This is a genomic window from Leucothrix pacifica (assembly GCF_003172875.1).
GTDB lineage: Bacteria > Pseudomonadota > Gammaproteobacteria > Thiotrichales > Thiotrichaceae > Leucothrix > Leucothrix pacifica.
Window position 1 is genome coordinate 45,629 of sequence record NZ_QGKM01000076.1, and the last position, 20,734, is coordinate 66,362.

The following is a 20,734-nucleotide window of genomic DNA, read 5'->3' on the forward strand; positions in this document are numbered from 1 at the left end:
TTCGTTATATCAGTCAATGTATAGGTGACAATCAACTTGATAATATTTCACTATCTTACTGAATATAGGCGCTTAATGTAATTCAACACCTGTTAATCAGTCAAGGCTATCTATGATTTCGGCCATGATCGGGAAGAACATTTCTGCAGCTTTTAGTCTGTCAGCAAGACCCGCTTGGTCATCAACCGCACTTCCCACAAACGCGCTGATACTGTAACGCTTACCCCGTATCACCACGCTCGCGATCAGCCACTGATCTCTTAAGGCCTGCTGCTTAGTGTAACTTTGACCGGATTTGGTTGATAAAAATCTGATATTCCTTAACCTCAGTAATTCTTTCAGACTACCATCCCTGTTATTTAGCTCATGTGTGAGCAACTGTTTCATGGTTTCTTTAGCAGCCTGCGTCCGCAGATAATTGCCATTCAAACGAATCGTTGACGGCGTTTCACTGAACTCCAGATAGCGACGACTTTGCTCCATATCCGTCACCAGGAACTGAGAAATACTCTGCAGTGCTTTTGGATCACCTACCCCATGTAGTACCTCACTGAGCTGATGAATCAACTCAAGCATCTGCATCGGATTAGACTGCACCACGCCATAACTCATCTCATAAGCCAATTGCTCTGCATGACTGGCTTTGCCCTCACGGCTACGAAGATCCTTCAATGAAAAATTTCGGTATAACGATTGTAATTCTTCGGGGCTAGCTTGTTTACGTACCGCATTGAACAAGGGCAATGAGGCTCGTAATTCGGTTGAATCTAAGAAACTTGCTGTATGGCCCGACTCATTAGGGGTGTCACAGTTTATGAGGCCACGGGGAAAGCCTTCGACAGAGCTTGGCAGATTCCGATAGGTTTGATTACAGAATAATGACTCAGGCTTGTTGCCCTTGGAAGCTAACAACACCGAGGCCGGGATTGTCGATAACACGCCGATTGCACGGTCCTGCACATCACCACGCTTAAAGTAGCGAACTAACTGGCCAGCCTGATCAGCAACAATAACCTGAATATGCGCGCCAGAATTTTCAGGCTGCTCACCCAACGTTTTTCTGATACCACAGCTGGTACAACGACGCTGAAACTCTTTTAACCGGCTGAGTAAACGCGCCTGAAACTGCAGATTATCAGCAACTGGCAGACTGATCTGTGCATCACTGATTAGCTTGGTTCCATTTGACTCTGCATATTCATCCGATAAGCGTGAGTAAATCAAACTTTCGAAGTCACCGAGTGCCAGCTCTGAGCGCTTTCGCAAATTCCTTCGTTTAAGAATTTCAGTAGGAGACTGGGGAGAATTACTTTCTAAGCGAGCACTTTGCGGCTCGCGAATACGCTGCAGGTCTTTGCTGATTTCTATTGCTAAATTATTCTGATCACGTGCGTACAGGGTCAGACTGACCTCATCCGCGTTAGCTTTCAGGTCATCCCAATTTTCCAGATCCAAAACCGCATGCCGCTCTAACTGCGCCATTGCCAGAAGGGCTTGCTCAGCATTTGATAGTTGTTCCGGGCGCTTATTAAAGACGGTTTCTGCAACCGCTCTCAAACCATAAACGTCATCAGCTTCACCTCTCAAGGCATTATGCATAGCGGTCCATCGCTTAAACTCAGAACCATTATTACGCGCCAGATACGGGAACGCATGCTTGGCTAAGCGAACCGCTGACAAGGTATTACAAAAGTCACTGAACCATCCAAAACAACGCTCATCCGCATTACCTTGGACTTGCAAGGCATTACTGAGCTGTTTGATCAGACTATTGTTAGGTTGACTAAATGGATTGAGTGACGCAACAACATCTGTAGTGGCGATCCCCTTGTAATGGCGTTGTCGCCAAAACAACAAATCACTAATGCCGGTATTCTGATAATCCCATCTCAACTGACGTCCGGTTTGGTGATCCAATACATCCCAATACACCGGTGGCACTAATTCAATCGATAGGCTTCCTACCGAGGAATCTTGTCGCTGAGGGTTTGGCATTGCACCAACCAAACGCCCCTGGCTGTCCAGCAGCGCAGTTGCAGTATGTTGTTGGTGTAATTGTTGGTAGCGAGCCAACATCTGCGGATCAGGATCACCGGATAAATAACCATATAAGCCTGCGACGCTTAGCACGGCCAAAACCAGCACAAACTTCACACCGCTCAGGAAAAACTCAGCAATACTTCGGGTATTGAAAAAGAACAGCCACCGAAACACTTGCCAGAACATTCTGACCACAGCTTCAATGAGCGCAAAGACTACGCTAACCGCATAGCGCCAGTCACTCAGCGGTAACTTGCCAGCACGCTCGCCTTTATTCCCATAACCACTCTGTACGATGTCGTGTCCAAAGTAGCGCAGCGCATGAATCCGTACCCAGTCTACGCTCTCACGAACTAACCAAAATAGTTTTAATAAGGCCAGGTACACGATTCATCACTTTCTTCTGCTTGATCATGCTGCTGAACCGCCACACTCAATGCCTGTTTCAGCTCATCCCACTGCGTCGCACTCATGCGGTACACATTGAAGGTCAAATGCTCCGCATCGTCTCCCAAAATGGAGTACACCTCATTACGAACACCTCGTGGTATCCAGCTATAAGGCACTTGCCGCAACATAGCCGGTCTGATGCGCTCACTGGCTAAGACTTCAAATAACTCCAGCAGCTCACTGGCCATACGATTACCGTGCACGGGTGAGCTTGGAATAATGAAGAAATGCTGACCCAGGCTATCGTGCAGATAAGGTTGCACATTGCTGGCCAGATGCTTCATATCTGTAATACCGCGAAGTTTTGAAGCATCTTCTGCACTGAAGTACTCACCCTCGAAAGAATCACTCATCCAATTACGACGTCTTGATATATAGCCGTCTGCCAGACCAACAATTAACAACACAAAGTCAACCAGAGCACCTAGCAACAAAGGAATATAATCATCCCGACGTGTTGAATCCTTACCCTGCTCCATCAAGGGCTGAAGGTTTTCTCCTCTCCACCAGGCACCGATCAGTCCCGGAATAGAGCGAATTACATCCATCGCACGATTCAGAACGTTACGCTGATCATAAGGGTTGAACAGCTGGACATCTTCCATAAACGGCAAGTTTTCAATACTGGCCAACATGGCGTTACCGTTCAGCGTAATGGTGTTATCCGGACATGGAATATTACCAGCCGCTGTTGGGACGATACGCTGACGTTTTTCACCTACCCGTTGCGCAATCACCCGTGATGACTCCACCAGTACTGGTGCATTACGACTGGTATTAATCTCATGCACGATGCCATTAATCTCACTTTGCAGGGAGGCAACGTCCTGAGTGTCAGGGCGATAATTTTCGATAATGGTTTGCAGCTGGGTAATGTCTTGTTTTACTTTAGCGCCCAGTGGTTCGATGCTGCTGGCAATTGCTGAAAACACCAATGCTTCATTATTTCGGAAAGTACGGCGAGGTCCTTTACCCGGCACTGAGCCATCACCACAACTCCCACCGAAATTTTCTTCTTCGCGGGCGCGTCTTTCAGAGTAGAGCTTTAGCTGTTTACTCCCTCGCTCCACCGCTTCAAATGACAATAAGTAATCTTGTGCACCATCACGCACATTGTTTAGCTGTGCCGTAAAGTTCTCTTGTGCGTACCCCTCTGCACGCAACAACTTGTAGTAGAATCCGTAACTGAAAAACACACTAATACACATCATCAGCACGTACAGCGGCAACCAGCGAAACTTAACCAAGAGCCTGCGCGACAGTGCCATTTTGCGCAGTGAGTAAACCAATACTAACTGGATGCAAAACACCACCAGCCCCAGCACAACGATGCTGATCCAAGAAGCATCCTCTGGCGTTGCAAAAGAGAAACGAACCAATCCATCATAGCTGGTATAAAACGAGATGACGGATAGTAATATGATTAAGACCACGGGCGTGGTTCTGGCGTTCGTGAAGAAGCCAGCAAGCATGCCTAAAAAGGTAGGGTTTGCCATGTATTCCTTACGCCATGCCAATAAAGTTGTGAGCAGTACCTAGTTTTCTGTATTCCATTTCAGATCTCGGATTTATAGGCGTGACAATATACCCGCTGAGCTGCGGATTGCAAACTTAACATCATGTTACCGATGCGTCATCAAACGCATTTTAGTCTGTAAGCCACTTTGGCGCTGTACCTGCTGATTCACTGTGTAAGCAAATATCGCTGGTGAAGCCACGATATCGACCTTCTGCTTGGCGCGTGTTATGGCGGTGTATAGTAATTCACGGGATAACAATGGATTATTATTAGCCGGTAACACAATCATCACATGGGTAAATTCTGAGCCCTGACTTTTATGTATTGTCATAGCGTAGACCGTTTGATGTTCTGGCAATCGCCCCGGCATTACGGGCCTCAACGAGCCATCACTTTGTTCAAACCATACACGCATTTGATCTCGCTCTGCATCATACAAGCACAGACCGATATCACCGTTGAATAAGCCTAGAGCCGGATCATTACGGTTGATCATCACCGGCCGGCCATGATACCAAGTCAGATGTGTCGCAATGCCTTGCCCCTGCAAGCCTTTTTCTAAAGCCTGATTTAATCCTTCAACGCCATGAGCCCCTTGCCGAAGAGCGGCTAACACCTGAAACTTTGAAAACTCCGCAAACGCTGCTTCCGGATCAGCACTGCGCTTTATTTGTTGAATATACGCTTGATAATGTGCCTGCATATGCTCCACTGGATCGGCTACCACCTCGCTCACCACATCCTGCGCCGGATCTTGCAGGATCTGCCACGCTTGTTTTGCCTGACAATGATTCACCGCCAATGCCATATCCTTAATCGGCCCGCTGAAGCGCCAGGTCTTTTTAAGCTGCAAGGTGTGTTGAGGTAAGCTGGCACACAAGTCACTAAGCGCTGCACCAGACTCCACGGAGGCAAGCTGATCCTGATCACCCAGCAATATCAATCTGGCATCAGGGTGCAAGGCATCAATGACTTTACTCATCATCGCCAAATCAATCATGGACGCCTCATCAACCACCAACATATCGCAGCTCAAAGGCTTTTTGGCGTGATGTCTGAATTGTGTGGATTGATTAATAGGCCCCAATAAGCGATGCAACGTACTGACCTTATCCGGAATAGACTCAAGTAAGACATCACCCAAGTCAGTCATCCCCTGCTTTCCTTCCATTAATGACTGCTGCAAGCGCATCGCTGCTTTACCAGTTGGTGCTGCCAGTGCGATAGATAACTCACCATTATGAATCTCCTGCAATAATGCAAGAATCTTGAGCACGGTCGTGGTTTTCCCGGTACCAGGGCCACCGGTAATTATACTGAAAGACTGCTGAGCACTGCAGGCAGCGGCTTCACGCTGCCAATCCGTTTCCTCTGCCTCATTCTGAGAACCAAAGTACTTATCCAGCAACGCATCTAAGTCGGCTGGCTTATCGATCTGACGTTCAATGCGTTTGCTAATGCTCGCAACAAGACGAGACTCGTATCGCCAGTAACGTTGTAGATACAGATGATCACCTTCTAAAATCAGTGGCGTGTTATCAGATGCCGACACCAGCGATGAACTCAATAGCAATGATTGCTGAGATTCATTCACGGTTATACAACTGTGCCCTGCACTTTGCGCAGCGGATAAATCCAATACCATTTGTCTAAAGTCAGTTTGCTGCTCAGCAGATACACCAGAGCGCCCTGTTAAAAACTCTGCCAGAGCCTGATCCAACCTTGAATACACAACATTAGGCGCACTCATGAATTCACCCCCGACAACACATCGCTGATCCCCTGAATAACATCTAAAGAGGGACGGTCAACAAATACGCCTTGCATTGGCAGAGTTTGATCCATACCACGCAAGAATAAATACTTCACACCGCCAAAGTGTTGCTCATATTGATAGTCCGGCAAACGCTGTTCCAGATAATGATGTAATACCACCGAATACAAAAAGTATTGCAGTCCGTAATTATGTGCCTGCATCGCCTTCTCAATATTGCTGTGGTCGTACTGATCCAAGGCATTGGACTTGTAATCCATCACGTAATACCGACCGTCATACTCACAAATCAGATCGATAAAGCCTGTCAGTTGACCACTTAGCTCACGATGCGACAGAGACTGGCAGGCTGGTTGCTCTGCTAACAAGCGATTTAAGCCCTGAGTCTGCAAGTCATTAATCGCAAAATAAAAAGGCATTTCTTTGAGGCATGCGCTGTCTTCAAGACTGGCAAGGGTAAACTGAGAGTTGTGCGCATCTAATGGTGCAGTAACTGATTTGATCAGCAAGTCATCCAGTGCCTGTTCACCTGTTTCATCCAGTGACAATCCATACCGTAAGCAACTACGCTCACGTTGCTTGGCGTAGTTTTCGTAATCTTTCGGTTTCTGCTTCCCCAGATCCTTCAGAAAGCTAAAACTGTTATGTTCCAGTAAGTCATGCAGCACGTTTCCGGTATGTGCGCCTTTGGGTAGCTGATAAACGACTTCCTCTTCGGTAGCTTCCTCCGGTTGCTCCACAACCAGATCGCCAACGTCCTCGACATCCACCGGTTCCTGAGATTTATCGATCGGTAGTTCGTGATTTTGCGTGTGATGACTGAGGTAAGCTAAGGCTGAGTAACTACTCATTTGCCAGCGTTGTTTTATTTCTTTTTCTTGCTGCCGCGCTAATAAGCTTCCTGCCTCAGCGCCCTTTACATCAGCACGTAATAATTCATCCTCTGCCGGGATTATGGCGAATTCAAAACAATCAGCTGATTCACTCAAGCCTTTTAGCTTATCCAGCCAATTTTCCTCAGGACTATGCGGTTTTAGCAAGTAGGCAAAAGCAGAATTATTGTCCCTCTTAGCGGATCTCACAGTCGCCCATGGCATATAGCAACGTGCCGCAGCGCGGGTCACTGAGACGTATAACAAACGCAAATCTTCCGCTCGCTGTTCAAATTTAGCCTGCTCAAAACGCTCCATTTGCTTGGTCGTACCCAAATCAGCAATGAGCTGATCACCCTCATGACAGATCACTACCTTGTCGCCAGTCGGTTTTTGTCCGGCATCCTTCTCACCCCATAACTCAGGGCAAAAAACGACGGGATATTCCAAGCCCTTAGCACTGTGAATCGTAACGATACTAACAGCAGCTTCATCCTGCTCCAGACGAAGCTCCTGACCATCACTGGTTTGTTCGCCTTGTAGTGCCAGATTGAGCCATTGCACTGTTTTGTGCATATCCAATCGTTCATCGCTTGCCGCCTGCTGTAACAGCTCCAGCATATGATTGAGGTTGGTAATGCGACGTTCCGGTTGTTCCAACCTACTTAGATTCTGCAATACTTGATGCCTGGACATTAAAGCCCGCATCATGGCCATCAAACCTTTTTGCTGCCATTGCTGCTGAAAAAGCTGAAAATCACTCACATATTCTTGCAGCTTCATATCATCCCGACACACAGCATCATAAGCCTGCCCATCTAAGCCAAACCAAGGTAATGTCAGTGCCTGTCGCACGCGTTGTAAGTTTGCGGGTTGTAATAAGGCATGTAATAAGTGGAGTAGATTGACCGCCTCCTCACTCTCAAACACTGAGTGCTTGCTGTTAAGTACTGCGGGAATACCTACTGCTTGTAAATAGCGTTGATAAGTGGCTGCCTCTTCATTGCCGCGCACTAAAATAGCAATATCTTGTGGCTCCAATGGCACCGTATCGCTGGCGGAATCCCCCTTGCCCGCACCGTTGTTCTCATCCAACAAGCGCACAATCTCATTGACCACTTGTATACGAATTGCTTCTTTAGCAAAACCGGAAGTCCAATAGCCGTCAGGCTTACCCGGAAAGTCTTCCAGCATCCACAGCACCATGGTATGTGCAGTCTCACCATGCCACCACAACTTGTCGGTAGTGTTGCCTGCTTTTACCGGATAATAGGGAATATCCTCCAGCAAAAAAGGCTTGTCGATGCCAGCAAACAATTGATTGACCGAGTTAACCAGCTTCGGGTGAGAGCGAAAGTTTGTTTCCAGTGTATAGGCACGTTGCGCTGCGTGCTTTGCGGAGAGGTAAGAGTAAATATCGGCACCGCGGAATTTATAGATCGCCTGCTTGGGATCACCAATAAGGTACAGATAGTGCTGAGGTGTGGCGTAGACAGTTGAAAAAATATTCCACTGTTGTTGATCCGTATCCTGAAACTCATCAATTAAAGCAACCGCGAACTGTCTTCTTAACGCAGCCTGTAATAACTCGCCACCATCCGCCTCTAACACCCGTGCCAGACGAATAATTAAGTCGTTAAACGACAATACTTTTTGCGTGGACTGACTGGATTGCAAGTGCTCCTCAAGATAAGCCAGCAACCCTAAGCGAAACGCTAAACCAACCTGATCCAGTTTTTCTAACAAAGCGTCTAAATCATTAGTTTGTGTGATACCAATGTCGGCAAAAAACGCCTGTTTTCTTTCCTCTGACGTGAGGCCGCCTTTTTTTCTGAATTTATTACCGTGTAGTGACGCCACTAATGAGTCGTATGAAAAAATCTGAAGACTAGTGGTTGGCGCCGCCCCTTCTGGATTGCTAAGCCATGTCACGACGTCATCGCTTGCCATAGCCAATCGCTCAGCAACCCCGGCTTTAAAAATGTCCGCAAACGAAGTTACCAATTCCATCAATGGCTGAATCACAGACTGCTCAAAGCCACGTAAGGCTTCGATATCTGAGCGAATACCAACAAATAACTTATCTAAATCCAAATCAGACGGATATGTTTGCATCCCCTCTTTAATGGACCGAATGCTGCTTAGCAACGCCGCCGGTGTTTTGTATTGTGCAGTACAGATAGATACTTTCTGTGCATCGGCCACATACAACTGTCGTCGCCAATAATCCTCCGCCAGCGATAACTTTAAGTGATCCACACTACTGCTCAACTCAGCATCAAACAATTGCCCGCTCTCTAAGGCATATTGACGAAGCATACGCTGACAAAAGCTGTGAATCGTGAAGATGGATGCGTTATCAATAGACGCTAAGGCGGTTGCGACACGTTCTGCTACCTGCTGCTTATCCTCCAACTGATTCGCCCACGCTGTAAAGGCTGGGTCTTGCTCTTTATTTAGCGGGTTATCCGGGTCTGTGATAAATCGCTTTAAGTCCTGCAATCGCATACGAATACGCGTACGCAATTCCTGAGTCGCCGCCTTGGTAAACGTCACGACCAGCACTTTCTCAATGGGCAATTGCTGCTCCACCACAAAGCGCAACACCAACATGGCAATCGAAAAGGTTTTTCCGGTTCCCGCGCTGGCCTCGATCAGGTTTATGCCCGTCTCAAGCTCAGTGTTAAAAGCATCAAACGGCAATGGCTGGAGCTCAAATTGGGACATGGGCGATTCTTTGGAAGTCAGCGAGGCCATATTGATACCACATATCGGATAATCGGCAAGTGCTTTTTAAATAAAGATAAGGTTCAGCAACCCAATCATAAGATTAAATAAAAAGGCTAATGACGTTGGAAAATCGCAGCTATAAAGAGAAAATTTTGCTCTACGGTTCATTACTTGGACTCCTGGCACTAGTTCCTATTACAGTGTACCGTTTTTTAAGTGGTGATTACCTGATCGCTGCACTCGAGACACTACTTGCCATTGGTGTTGGTTCAGTGTCCGTCTATGTCTGGCATACCGGAAAAACCTTAGTGCCCGGTTTTTTAGTATCCCTATTCTCTTTGACTACCATCGTTGTCATTCTCCATGTCAAAAATCCGGCGGTTGCGTATTGGCTGTTCCCCATCAGTCTGGCTTGTTACAGCATCGTTGATCATCGCTCGGCGTCAGTGCTTAATTTGTTAGCGGTATTCTTTGCATTCCCCGCCATATATCCCAGGGCAGACTTACATCAGGTTTTGGTGTTTTACAGTGCATTTACAATACAGTCATTTTTCGCTTACATATTTACAGTCGCTAACTTAAATCATAACCAGCAGTTATCTCAGCTTGCAGAGCGAGATGCACTAACAGGCGCACTCAATCGACGCGCACTTGATGAAAACATGCTGATTGCGATCAATAAACTGAAACGTAATCACTCGTTTAATAAGTCATTAATTATTCTGGATCTGGATCATTTTAAAGACATCAACGATACCTATGGACACAGTACGGGCGATGAAATACTGATACGAATTGCCAGACTTATCCGGTCAAATATTCGCTTGTCAGATAGCTTATTCCGTTATGGTGGAGAGGAGTTTGTTATTCTGGTTGATAATGCCAACCTTCAGGAAGCCAAAACACTTGCAGAGGGCATTCGTGAGCGCGTGGAAATGGGCAACATTTTTGAGAAACGCAGCATCACCATTTCACTTGGCGTGGCCGAACTAAAACATAACCTCTCAGCAGATGCATGGCTAAAGTCAGCTGATGATGCTCTTTATGAAGCAAAGCGCAGTGGTCGCAATAAGGTGTGTGTCGCGAGCAACGCTGGAACTGAGTTAGCTGTTGCCGCCTAAGGTGAGCTGAGGACTTCGTCTAACGGCCTGTCCAACATAAAGCCATCCGCTCCGATCTCAATAAATCGCCTGATGATATCCCCTCTTTCCGATGCTGCATTCTGTCGCCAGAAAATCACCCCTTTGCCAACAGAGTGAAGTGCCGCAATCAGGGCAGGATCTGCATAGCGAGGGGTAATCGGCAAGCCGACTAACTCCACAAACGTAGGTAGCCGGGACATATCGAAGTTATTTGTGAACAAGGCCAGCAATGGAATATTCGGATTCATCTGATATACCGCCAGCAAATCCTGATGATTAAAACTCTGAATCACCACATTGTTCAGATAATCGTATTGATTCAATAATGCAATCAGGCGTTGCGTAATACCGGGATACAAATGACTCTGTTTGATCTCAATCCACAGAGGTATGCGGTACTGTTTGGCCAGAATGATGACCTCTTCCAGAGAAGGTATATTACTCTTAAGAAACGCTTGCTTCGACTGGGTATTTTCAACGCGCTGACTACCGATTTCAGCGATCACAGGCTCGTGCGTCACCAGCAACACATTGTCTGCACTCTGACGAATGTCCAACTCTAGCCCGTCAGCCCCACTGTCAATGGCATATTGAAATGCTTGCAGTGTGGATTCCGGATTCATCGCCGCATAGCCCCTGTGGGCAATATCGAGCACACCATTAGCGGATGGATTCGCATTCGCTAATAATGGGAGTAGAAGCAGACAACTCAGAAGCAATTGTTTCATTAGACATACTCGCTATTGCAGAGTCTTAAGCATAGCGTATTTACACAAGCATCGTGTCAATCTTGAGTACGAACCTGTCATACAGAACAATCAATAGAAAGCCCAGCTCCTGATAATCACGAATCTGCTGTGGCGCCTGTGCCGAGACACTCACGTAGTCCGGAAAATCTTCCGCAGAGATATCGTACCAACTCGCATGAGTCTCACAGATATGTACCGGCACATCACTATCAGTAATTCGCTGAACTTGTTCGTGTGTACCTTTAAATGTCATCTGATTTTGTTTGGTTAATGAAAACTGCTCTCTGCCATGAGAAACAATCGCCAGTTCTATCTCCGGAAACTTTTCCTTCAATTGTTTCTGATAGACTTCAAAACGATCCAAAGCAGACTTGAGATAATCTTTATTACCTGACACTACCTCAAAAACAACACCCTCAGGAGCGTTCTCCATGGCTAAGACCTGATTTACCTTGTCTTCATTCGCCTGCGCCAGACTTGTCACACCAAGCACTAGTGAGAACACCAGTACCCATAAACTACGTAATAATTGAGTCAAATACATTATTAGCTACCCTCTTAAGATTTTAAGTAATCTACGTTTAGTCAGGGATTTCAGATCAATTAATTTAAGACAGTATTGCAATCAACACCACATCAAGATGTCTTAGAAGCTAACAGCTGAAATACCTGCACACTTCTCCATCACTTTTTTGTCTAATAAACAGGCTTGTACTAGATTCGGCCAACCGTTACTCTGCGTTTAAAATTTTAAGGAATGATTATGAAAATTGCCTACCAACTGATTGGCGTGCTTATTTTAATAATGACAACCAATGCCGTGAATGCTGGTGAGCGCATTTACCTACTGGCCGGACAGTCCAATATGATGGGATTAGCTAAAAGTTACTACCTACCTCCGGCTTACAAAAAAACACCGTCAAACGTCACCTTCTACTATCAGGGACGACCACGCAAATTGGCACAGTACTCCAAGTTTGGTCCGGAAGTGAGTTTTGCGCACCATGTGGCACGGGCCTTTCCTCATGATAAACACATCATTGTGAAGTTTGCCGCAACAGGTAGTCACATCCAACAATGGATGCCAGGACAAGATCTGTATAAAGGTATGCTAAGACAAGTGGGCTTCTCTATTAAGCAGCCGAATCCAAAGATCAACGCCATCATATGGATGCAAGGTGAAAGTGACGCACTAAACTCAGGTCGCGCCAGCAAATATGCCCAGCGTCTGAGTCAATTTATTCATAGCCTTCGGCGCGATCTGAAGTCTCCGCATAGTCTATTTGTAATGGGGGAGATAAATCCCAAAGGTAAAGACTTCCCACTGGTCAAGGTGGTACAACAAAAACAAAAGCAAGTGCAGTCACAAGTCACTAATACGGTGCTGACCCCCGCTAAAGGCCTGGGTAAAATTTATGACCATATTCACTACAGTGCACAGGGGCAAATGGAGCTGGGCAAGCGCTTTGCTGAAGCTTATATCAAACGTGCCCGCTAGTCATAAAACAGGGCAATGACTACCCAGTAAGATATTGATTTGAATTAAAATATTCTTTAACGGTCTGAGCTTTTGATAGTACCCCCGTTAAAGCACCGTCAGATAATATCACTAGAAAAAATAGTACAAAAAACTGACGCACGGCTTTTAAAACCTTCATAGCTAAAAAGGATTTAAGCCATGACAATAAAAAAATACCTCTCTCTGCTACTGCTACTGCTTGCTAGCATTTCTTTCAGCGCTGGCTGGGCTGGACAACGTGTCTACCTGATGGCGGGACAATCCAACATGATGGGGCTCGCCAATACGAGTCAACTTCCTGCTGGTTACCGCCATACCCCGGCAAATGTGACCTTTATCTACCAAGGGCGACAGCGCCCTCTTGCCCGTGACAGTCGCTTCGGGCCTGAGGTGAGCTTTGCCCATCTCGTCTCACGCGCCTTTCCTGATGATGAACACATCATTATTAAATTCGCCGCCACTGGCAGTCATATCCGGCAATGGCTACCCGGCGAACATTATTACCGTGCCATGCTGCGGCAAATTAACATCTCTTTTGACCGCACGCCCAGAATCGATGCCGTGTTTTGGATGCAGGGAGAAAGTGATGCCAGAAACAGCTACCGGGCAACTCGTTATGCAAACCGTCTGAGTCGCTTCATCCATAGCCTCAGGAGAGATCTTCGTTCCCCATCCAGCCTGTTTATTATGGGTCAGATCAATCCACAAGGCAGTGGTTATCCAATGGTGCAAGAAGTACAGTTGAATCAACGCGTCGTTGACACGCAAGTGAATAACACACTGTTAATCACCACGCACGGACTACATAAAAACATCGACAACATCCACTACAGTGCACAGGGTCAACTTGAGTTAGGCAGACGTTTCGCCGCGACTTATATTCACTCCAACCGGGCGCTGCAACCGATACGCAGAAACCTGAGATCAGAAATTTTAGCGCTGTTTCGCTAGAATAATCTGACTCACCACAGTGCCTGTAGTACTCTCATGGTATTGCAGGCATTTTCATAGCCGCACATCATTTCTTTAGGTTTTCATGACAGTTTATGAATGATATACCCTCCGGTTTTTGGGCGTTTTCTTTATCCTTTTATCAACAGACTGATGTCAGGAACGCCTGCCTGAATCTACAAAACACCGTCGATGCTGACGTGAATATTGTTTTGTATATGCTATACCTTGCCAGTCAACGCCAGCGCATTAGCGACAATGAAATACACCGCATCATTCAAACAGTGAGTCCTTGGCGAGACAATGTCATCAAGCCCATTAGGGCAGCGCGCACTAATTTAAAAAAAACTGAGATGCACCCAGATGGTGATGCTGTCAACTCTTTTAAGACACAACTCATGGCAACTGAACTAGAGGCTGAGAAGCTCCAGCAAAGCCTCCTCGAATCGCTTCAAGTCGATTTCAGTGATGCCACACCAGACTCAGCAGCGCATTCAAATCTAATAAAATACGCGCAAATGTTAGGGATAAAGGGCAAGGAAAAAAGTATACAAACGCTGCTCAATCATTTCTGCAACAACGCCTGACAAAAAAATCTCATAATCGATCAAAAAAAACGACTCTAGCCAATCTTGTTTGATACCCTAGCCACATTCATTAAAAACATTGAGGCATCACCTATGAAGCATCAGTTCGGCATTATCGATGAGATCCCGGTATTAGCACGTTATCAATATTTTCGTCTGAAGCCGGGCGCTGACCCTCGTGCATCACTCTCTGCACTGGCAGAAATTGCGGTCGATAATGACATTGTGGTTGGGCTTGGACAGTCGTTATTAATGGCACTTAATGCAAATATTGATGGCATGCATAAAATGCCTGAGTTTATGGGCAAAGGCATCGAAATCCCAACCACACCGCATGCGCTATGGTGCTGGATTCGCGGAACAGATCGTGGGGATCTGTTACACAAAGCACGCACCGTCCGACAGTTACTGGCAGATGCATTTGATATCGACCACACTACCGACGCTTTCAAGTACGATAAATGCCGTGATTTAACCGGCTACGAAGACGGCACTGAAAACCCGCAAGGTGATGACGGCCTGGCTGCTGCTCTGCTTGCGTCGGATCAGGATGAATTAGATGGATCAAGTTTTGTCGCTGTACAAACGTGGGTACATGACCTGGATAAGTTTCAGGCAATGTCTCACACCGAGCAAAACCATACGTTTGGACGTGATCAGGAAAGTAATGAAGAATTGGATGATGCCCCTGAATCTGCCCATGTAAAACGCACTGCCCAAGAAGATTTTGAACCGGAGGCGTTTGTAGTTCGCCGCTCTATGCCATGGGCCAATGAATCTAAAGAAGGCTTGGTTTTTGTTGCTTTCGGTAAATCATTCGATGCCTTTGAAGCCCTCCTTAATCGCATGATTGGTGCCGATGACGGCATTATTGACGGGCTATTTAGCTTTACCCGCCCCATTTCCGGTAGTTACTTTTGGTGTCCTCCGGTCAAAGACGGACAATTAAATCTAGCCGCAGTGCTTTAAGACATTCACTTAATACTATTTCGGTAACCTTATGACATACAACGCTATTTTATGGGACATGGATGGAACACTGATTGACAGTGAACCTGCCCATGAACAAGCATTTCATGATGCCATCGAGTCACTCGGCGTGAGTATCCCCCATGGCACACATGACTCCTTACTGGGGTCTAGCTTTGTTGAAGTACATCAGAAAGTCGTTGAAGTGACCGGGTTGCCGTTGACACTGGATGAGTGGCGGGATGTGAAGTGGAAGCACTACCAGCAAAGTGCTTCTGGCATTACGCCGCTCAAAAATAGTCAGAAGATCCTTGAGACATTTGCCGATAAAGGCATTCCGATGGCTCTCGTGTCTAACTCGACGCGAGATGAGGTGACGTTAAACCTTGATGTAACGCAGTTAGCAAACTTCTTCGACGTTACGGTAAGTCGTAATGACGTGACCAATGGCAAACCTGCACCTGATGGTTATCTGGCTGCGGCCAAGGCTTTATCGGTAGATCCCTCTGACTGTCTGGTCATTGAAGATAGCGTCACCGGTGCAAAAGCCGGTCTAGCTGCGGGAATAACTACAGTGTTTCATCCTGAAACGGAAGAATTGGTTGAACACTGTCCGGATGGCGCTATTTTGGTGAAACCAAATGAAGATTTATCGGCATGGCTAAATCAAACATTTGCAGACTGAGCTTGCTCAAGACCATATCGTCAACAGAGCACAAGCAACAGTGCCAGAGCTAGGATTTTAAAATCTCGTAATAATCCAGGCTTGTAAACTTATCGCCACAGCTTCCTTCAGCGGTGCCAGTATGACGAAAGCCTGCTTTTTCAAGCACACGGCCAGAAGCAGGATTGGCACTCAGTCTTCGCGCACAAATCCTATCCAAAGCAAGCTCATCTAAGCCAAACTTAACGATGCGCTGACAAGCTTCTGAAACAATCCCCCTGCCCCAGTATTCCACTCCCAACCAATACCCTACCTCAGCTTCTGTGAGGCCATTGTCTGCAGGCTTAATGCTCAAGCCAATAGCCCCAAGCAACTGATGGTTAGCCTTATCAACAATCGCAAAACTCGCCTGTGACCTTTCGTCCCATGCCGGACGATGACTATTTATCCACGCTAAAGCTGCCCCTTCTGGATAAGGATGTGGAATATTGGAAACCATCTCAGAAATTCGCTTGTCCGCTGCCAACAACTGCACGGTATCAGCATCATCTGCTCTAAAAGGACGTAAATAGTAACCGGTCGTCTTCAGGCTGGGTTGTTCTTGATTATTCATCCGTTTTTCCTACCTTTAGATTATCTGAGTTCACTCGTTAACCAATCTCTATTAATGCGGCCAGATTATCATTGGCGCGCTAAAAAACCGCTTTAAAAACAATAAGAAATAAAACCTCATGAAACATTGCAAAAATGTCATTTAACTGAAAGTCTGGTGTCAGCGTGTAAATTACATACTAGGGCATATGATAGGCAATGAATAGAGAATACGATGATGAAGACTTTACAGACAATCATAATCCTATTGGTGCTTCTATTGGATGTCAGCGTATCTGCATTTTATTCATTCCAGCAAACAGTGACGAGATCAATTACTACCGAAGCAGCACCGACGGTTGAACAAGCTTATCAGCTAGGAAAAACCAGGCTGGCTAAGCTGCATGACAGTACAACCTCTGAACTGGAACAAATGCTGATCGACGAGGTCGGTGTGGTTGAAGCCAATACGCTGCACATTATCGATGAAGGTTCAGTGTCAATACAGGAAAGAATGGGCATCGACAGAGAACTTAGCTATGTTGGCGTTGTTAAAGTGGATGTCTCCTTCGTTCCTCATGAATACGATGATTGATTAGGCGTGCATTAGTCGTAATCGCTTGGTCATTAAACTATTAAATCTATATCAAATTTTGATGTAACATACGCTCAACATGAGCTCTTGGGATGGTACAAATACTATGAAATTACTGGTCATAGAAGACGAGGTCAAAGCAGGCGAATACCTGAAGAAAGGCCTGACTGAATCCGGCTACACTGTCGACCTTTGTCAAGACGGTGTGGATGGTTTGTACCATGCAACCAGTGAAGAATATGACCTGATTGTACTCGACATTATGCTTCCCAAGCTCAACGGCTGGCAGGTTTTACAAACGCTAAGAAGTAGCGAAATCAGCACGCCGATTATCATGTTAACGGCTAAAGATCAGATCGAGGATCGTGTAAAGGGCCTTGAACTTGGCGCAAATGATTATTTAGTTAAGCCTTATGCCTTTGCGGAGTTATTGGCACGCGTTCACAACGCCCTTCGGGTACCTAGCACTGCTCAGTCTGTTGGTAGCAACGCTAACACGATTGTCATTGCCGACCTTGAACTTGATCTGCTAAAGCGCACAGCAACCAGACAAGGTAAGTCTATTCCCTTAACGGCTAAAGAATTTCTGTTACTTGAGTTATTTATGCGAAAAGCAGGACAAGTGCTCTCACGTACCACTATCGCCTCACTAGTCTGGGACATGAACTTTGACAGCGATACGAATGTGATTGACGTTGCAGTAAAACGATTACGCAGTAAAGTCGATAAGCCTTATAACCAAGCACTCATACATACTGTCAGAGGTATGGGATACAAATTTGAAGCAAGTGACTCATGATATTTAGCCGAAAGCCCTCAATGCGACGAAAGTTGGTACTTATGTTCCTTGGTACCACTGTGGCTGTTCACTTGATTCTGAGTGCCGTTGCACAAAAAATGACTAAGTCTTACTTTTATGACTCAGAGTCTGCGCACATCGAAAATAAATTCAATGGCTTAAATGAAAAGTCGTCACTTGATTACACTGATCCAAAAGCGGTTAAGCACTTTGGGAAGGCGTTAATAAATATATGGAATCTCACTGACAATAAAGTGACTTACCAAAACTCGCCTATCCTTTTACCCATCGAGTCGAATAACTTCTTCCTGAAGAATGACGGGGATGAGTACACAAGCATGTGGGAGCTTGAAGGCAATCACTACTTGTCATCGTCCTTTTTTGTTAACAAAGAAAACACTTTGGTTCTTGGACTGAACGTTAACCACCACATCGAGTTCTTCGAAGCGGTTGGTACACTCATGTTCTGGTTCACAACTATTGTCAGTCTTTTGGCGGGTATTTACAGTGCCGTCATTGTAAACAACGGACTCAAGCCACTTAAGAAACTGGAAGGCTATTTAGCACGCATCAGACCCGGGCGTCTCGACATCCGGGTACCAAAGGATGAGTTGCCTGAAGAACTTGAGAACTTAGCCGAAGTACAAAACTCAATGCTGGATAGACTGGATCTCGGCTTTCAACGGCTCAGTGACTTTTCGACAGATATTGCCCATGAGTTGCGTACACCGTTAACTAACATGACAACGCAGATGCAAGTGAGTCTGGCTAATGACAGAAGTCCTGATGAATATCGTGACATTCTGGGATCAAATCTTGAAGAGCTGGAACGCATCACCAAAACGATTAATGACACGCTGTATTTAGCCAAAGCCGAGAACTCATTATTGTATAAAAACAACGAAACTTTGGACCTTGCCAAGGAAATGTCTCAGCTAATTGAGTACCACAATATCATTGCTGAAGACAAAGAGATCGTCATCGAGTTTACAGGCGAAGGTGAGCTATATATTGACAAACATATGTTCCAACGAGCCATGAACAATTTGCTGTCAAATGCAATCCGCCACGCTCATGAGAACACGCAGATTTGTGTCAAGATAACGCATCCGAATAAGTCATTGGGCATCTCAATTTCAAATATTGGCGATACTATTTCCGAGTCCACATTGCCCTTTATTTTCGACCGTTTCTACCGTGGTGACTGCTCTCGCGAGAATGATAGTACGACAGGTGCCGGACTTGGATTGGCCATTACCAAGTCAATCATTGAAACATATCACGGTGTTATCTCTGTCACATCTAAGGACGGACTAACTACTTTTGAAATACTTTTCCCGCCCCCGAACAGCACATCTTAAGCTGATCTGAAAGCCCGGTTTGCGAGAGCACTAACCGGGCTTTTTTATTTAGATTCCTGCGTAATATATACATTCACATATTCTGACAGCAATGTCATGGAGACGTCAGATACCTGCAAGGCATATCTTCCTATACTTCAGCCATGTGTTGTTTGTAGCCATTTTACAACAAAGGCTAGTTCTCTCTCGACAGCACGATTGTTTTACAGTTTGGGCGTTTTCCTCCTCCTCGCCCAAGCTGTTTTTTAAAAAGTTATCAGACTTTAGATGATGAAGTTTGGTAGTCGATATTCTTAAATTAGTGCGAGTGTAAAAAAATGAAAAACTTATTCTAGCTACAGCAATTGCAGGTCTGACAGCTTCATCTGTTGCCACAGCAGCAAACGTTTATGAAAAAGATGATCTGACGCTATCAGTCGAAGGTGATTATCAGGTACAGATTTATCAAGCAATCGGTGATGATGCAGATCACGACGTTGATTATGATGATCTGGAACTAAAATTTGGTGCTAAGTACAACCTTGGTAATGGTATGACTGCATTCGGTCAGCTTGATCTGGATTGGAACGGTCAAGGCGATGGCCTCAGTGAAGACGGTGATGAAATCATCGACGAAGCATACGTTGGTTTGTCTAAAGGCGCGTTCACTACCTCTCTGGGTCGTCAATACTGGGGAAGTGATAACTTCGGTGTAGAGAAAGCCTACGAAATGAATGGCGGTACTGCATTCGGCACAACAGGTGGTAATGACACACTTAAGCTTGGCTACGAAGGCGCACGCTTTGGCGCAACACTGTCACATGAGTTTCAGGACAGTGGGGATGAAGAAGCTACCGACCTAATGCTGACGACTAAATTTGGCCCTGCTGAAGTAGGCATTGCATACCAGACTTTACAAGCGCAAGCGGGTGCGGAGCGTCTTGAGACCTCAGGTATCATGGCATCATTCGACGTAGGTCCAACTAACGTTGGTTTTGACTACAGTACTAATGACGACGCTGACTACACAAACGCTGCTGTGTCATTCCCAATTCGTGGCAAAACAACAGGTGCAGTTGGTGCGACGCTAATTGATGAAGATGGTCAGGATGACGTTACACAGTGGTACCTGAACGCTACACACAAGCTACACAGCAATGTTAACTTATTCGCTGAGATTGGTGACAATGATGTAGACAATACTGATTTAGGTTACCTGGCAGGTATGCAAGTTAAGTTCTAATCATTAGACAAGCTGCAGTACAGACTTTTTTAAGCAACTCCTCCCCTGATTGCATCTTTAAGGTCGGGATGGCTGGTAATAACTTACCGGCCATTTTTGTATTTGATGCAGATTGAGCTTTATTTCAGAGCCTGTAAATCTAGGGCCTGTTGCCGTTTAGTAAACAGCCATTGGCACTAGAGTAAAAAACTCGCATCATT

17 protein-coding genes are annotated in these 20,734 nt (G+C 45.8%); 10 read left to right on the forward strand and 7 right to left on the reverse strand.

What is annotated here, in order from left to right:
• Positions 1-96: 96 nt before the first annotated feature.
• From DKW60_RS19480 to recB, 4 genes are all read right to left on the reverse strand, one after another.
• Positions 97-2,427, reverse strand: coding sequence for a hypothetical protein (locus DKW60_RS19480; RefSeq protein WP_109839342.1), 2,331 nt, complete (start codon positions 2,425-2,427; stop codon positions 97-99).
• Positions 2,409-3,986 (reverse strand): hypothetical protein, encoded by a 1,578-nt coding sequence (locus DKW60_RS19485; RefSeq protein WP_109839343.1) that lies wholly within the window; start codon positions 3,984-3,986, stop codon positions 2,409-2,411. Before DKW60_RS19485 ends, DKW60_RS19480 begins: the two co-directional genes overlap by 19 nt.
• 126 nt (positions 3,987-4,112) lie before the next feature.
• Positions 4,113-5,759 (reverse strand): exodeoxyribonuclease V subunit alpha, encoded by a 1,647-nt coding sequence (recD, locus tag DKW60_RS19490; RefSeq protein ID WP_109839344.1) that lies wholly within the window; start codon positions 5,757-5,759, stop codon positions 4,113-4,115.
• A complete protein-coding gene (gene recB, locus DKW60_RS19495) occupies positions 5,756-9,382 on the reverse strand; it encodes an exodeoxyribonuclease V subunit beta (protein ID WP_181389804.1) in 3,627 nt (1,208 codons plus the stop codon). Before recB ends, recD begins: the two co-directional genes overlap by 4 nt.
• Before the next feature lie 125 nt (positions 9,383-9,507).
• Between recB and DKW60_RS19500 the strand changes: the two genes are divergently transcribed.
• The gene (locus DKW60_RS19500; protein WP_181389805.1) at positions 9,508-10,506 is read left to right on the forward strand and encodes a GGDEF domain-containing protein; all 999 of its coding nucleotides are present in this window, start codon (positions 9,508-9,510) and stop codon (positions 10,504-10,506) included.
• Here DKW60_RS19500 and DKW60_RS19505 read toward each other — a convergent pair.
• Together DKW60_RS19505 and DKW60_RS19510 are read right to left on the reverse strand one after the other, a co-directional pair.
• Positions 10,503-11,255, reverse strand: coding sequence for a glycerophosphodiester phosphodiesterase (locus DKW60_RS19505; protein ID WP_109839347.1), 753 nt, complete (start codon positions 11,253-11,255; stop codon positions 10,503-10,505). The genes DKW60_RS19500 and DKW60_RS19505 overlap by 4 nt on opposite strands.
• Before the next feature lie 40 nt (positions 11,256-11,295).
• Positions 11,296-11,820, reverse strand: coding sequence for a hypothetical protein (locus DKW60_RS19510; RefSeq protein ID WP_109839348.1), 525 nt, complete (start codon positions 11,818-11,820; stop codon positions 11,296-11,298).
• Between the two features lie 219 nt (positions 11,821-12,039).
• Here DKW60_RS19510 and DKW60_RS19515 point away from each other — a divergent pair, with 219 nt between their 5' ends.
• The 5 genes from DKW60_RS19515 to DKW60_RS19535 all read left to right on the forward strand — a co-directional run bounded on the left by DKW60_RS19515 (position 12,040) and on the right by DKW60_RS19535 (position 15,987).
• A complete protein-coding gene (locus DKW60_RS19515; RefSeq protein ID WP_109839349.1) occupies positions 12,040-12,774 on the forward strand; it encodes a sialate O-acetylesterase in 735 nt (244 codons plus the stop codon).
• 180 nt (positions 12,775-12,954) lie between these two features.
• Entirely contained in the window at positions 12,955-13,746 is a 792-nt protein-coding gene (locus tag DKW60_RS19520) for a sialate O-acetylesterase (RefSeq protein WP_109839350.1), read from the forward strand.
• A gap of 95 nt (positions 13,747-13,841) precedes the next feature.
• Positions 13,842-14,333 carry a TIGR02444 family protein gene (locus DKW60_RS19525; RefSeq protein ID WP_109839351.1) on the forward strand — a complete coding sequence of 164 codons (492 nt, stop codon included), beginning with the start codon at positions 13,842-13,844 and terminating at the stop codon, positions 14,331-14,333.
• 93 nt (positions 14,334-14,426) lie between these two features.
• The gene (locus tag DKW60_RS19530; protein ID WP_109839352.1) at positions 14,427-15,302 is read left to right on the forward strand and encodes a Dyp-type peroxidase; all 876 of its coding nucleotides are present in this window, start codon (positions 14,427-14,429) and stop codon (positions 15,300-15,302) included.
• Positions 15,303-15,333: 31 nt separating this feature from the next.
• Positions 15,334-15,987 (forward strand): HAD family hydrolase, encoded by a 654-nt coding sequence (locus DKW60_RS19535; protein ID WP_109839353.1) that lies wholly within the window; start codon positions 15,334-15,336, stop codon positions 15,985-15,987.
• A 49-nt stretch (positions 15,988-16,036) separates the two neighbouring features.
• On the opposite strand, the gene DKW60_RS19540 is transcribed toward DKW60_RS19535, so the two are convergent.
• A complete protein-coding gene (locus tag DKW60_RS19540; protein ID WP_109839354.1) occupies positions 16,037-16,579 on the reverse strand; it encodes a GNAT family N-acetyltransferase in 543 nt (180 codons plus the stop codon).
• 213 nt (positions 16,580-16,792) lie between these two features.
• Between DKW60_RS19540 and DKW60_RS19545 the strand changes: the two genes are divergently transcribed.
• The 4 genes from DKW60_RS19545 (at position 16,793) to DKW60_RS19560 (ending at position 20,534) form a co-directional block, all read left to right on the forward strand.
• A complete protein-coding gene (locus DKW60_RS19545; protein WP_109839355.1) occupies positions 16,793-17,152 on the forward strand; it encodes a DUF3316 domain-containing protein in 360 nt (119 codons plus the stop codon).
• A gap of 106 nt (positions 17,153-17,258) precedes the next feature.
• Positions 17,259-17,951, forward strand: coding sequence for a heavy metal response regulator transcription factor (locus DKW60_RS19550; RefSeq protein WP_109839356.1), 693 nt, complete (start codon positions 17,259-17,261; stop codon positions 17,949-17,951).
• Positions 17,952-17,971: 20 nt separating this feature from the next.
• Positions 17,972-19,312: a heavy metal sensor histidine kinase gene (locus DKW60_RS19555; protein WP_181389806.1), complete on the forward strand. Its 1,341-nt coding sequence runs from the start codon at positions 17,972-17,974 to the stop codon at positions 19,310-19,312.
• 343 nt (positions 19,313-19,655) lie between these two features.
• Positions 19,656-20,534 carry a porin gene (locus tag DKW60_RS19560; RefSeq protein ID WP_281271871.1) on the forward strand — a complete coding sequence of 293 codons (879 nt, stop codon included), beginning with the start codon at positions 19,656-19,658 and terminating at the stop codon, positions 20,532-20,534.
• Positions 20,535-20,734 lie beyond the last annotated feature (200 nt).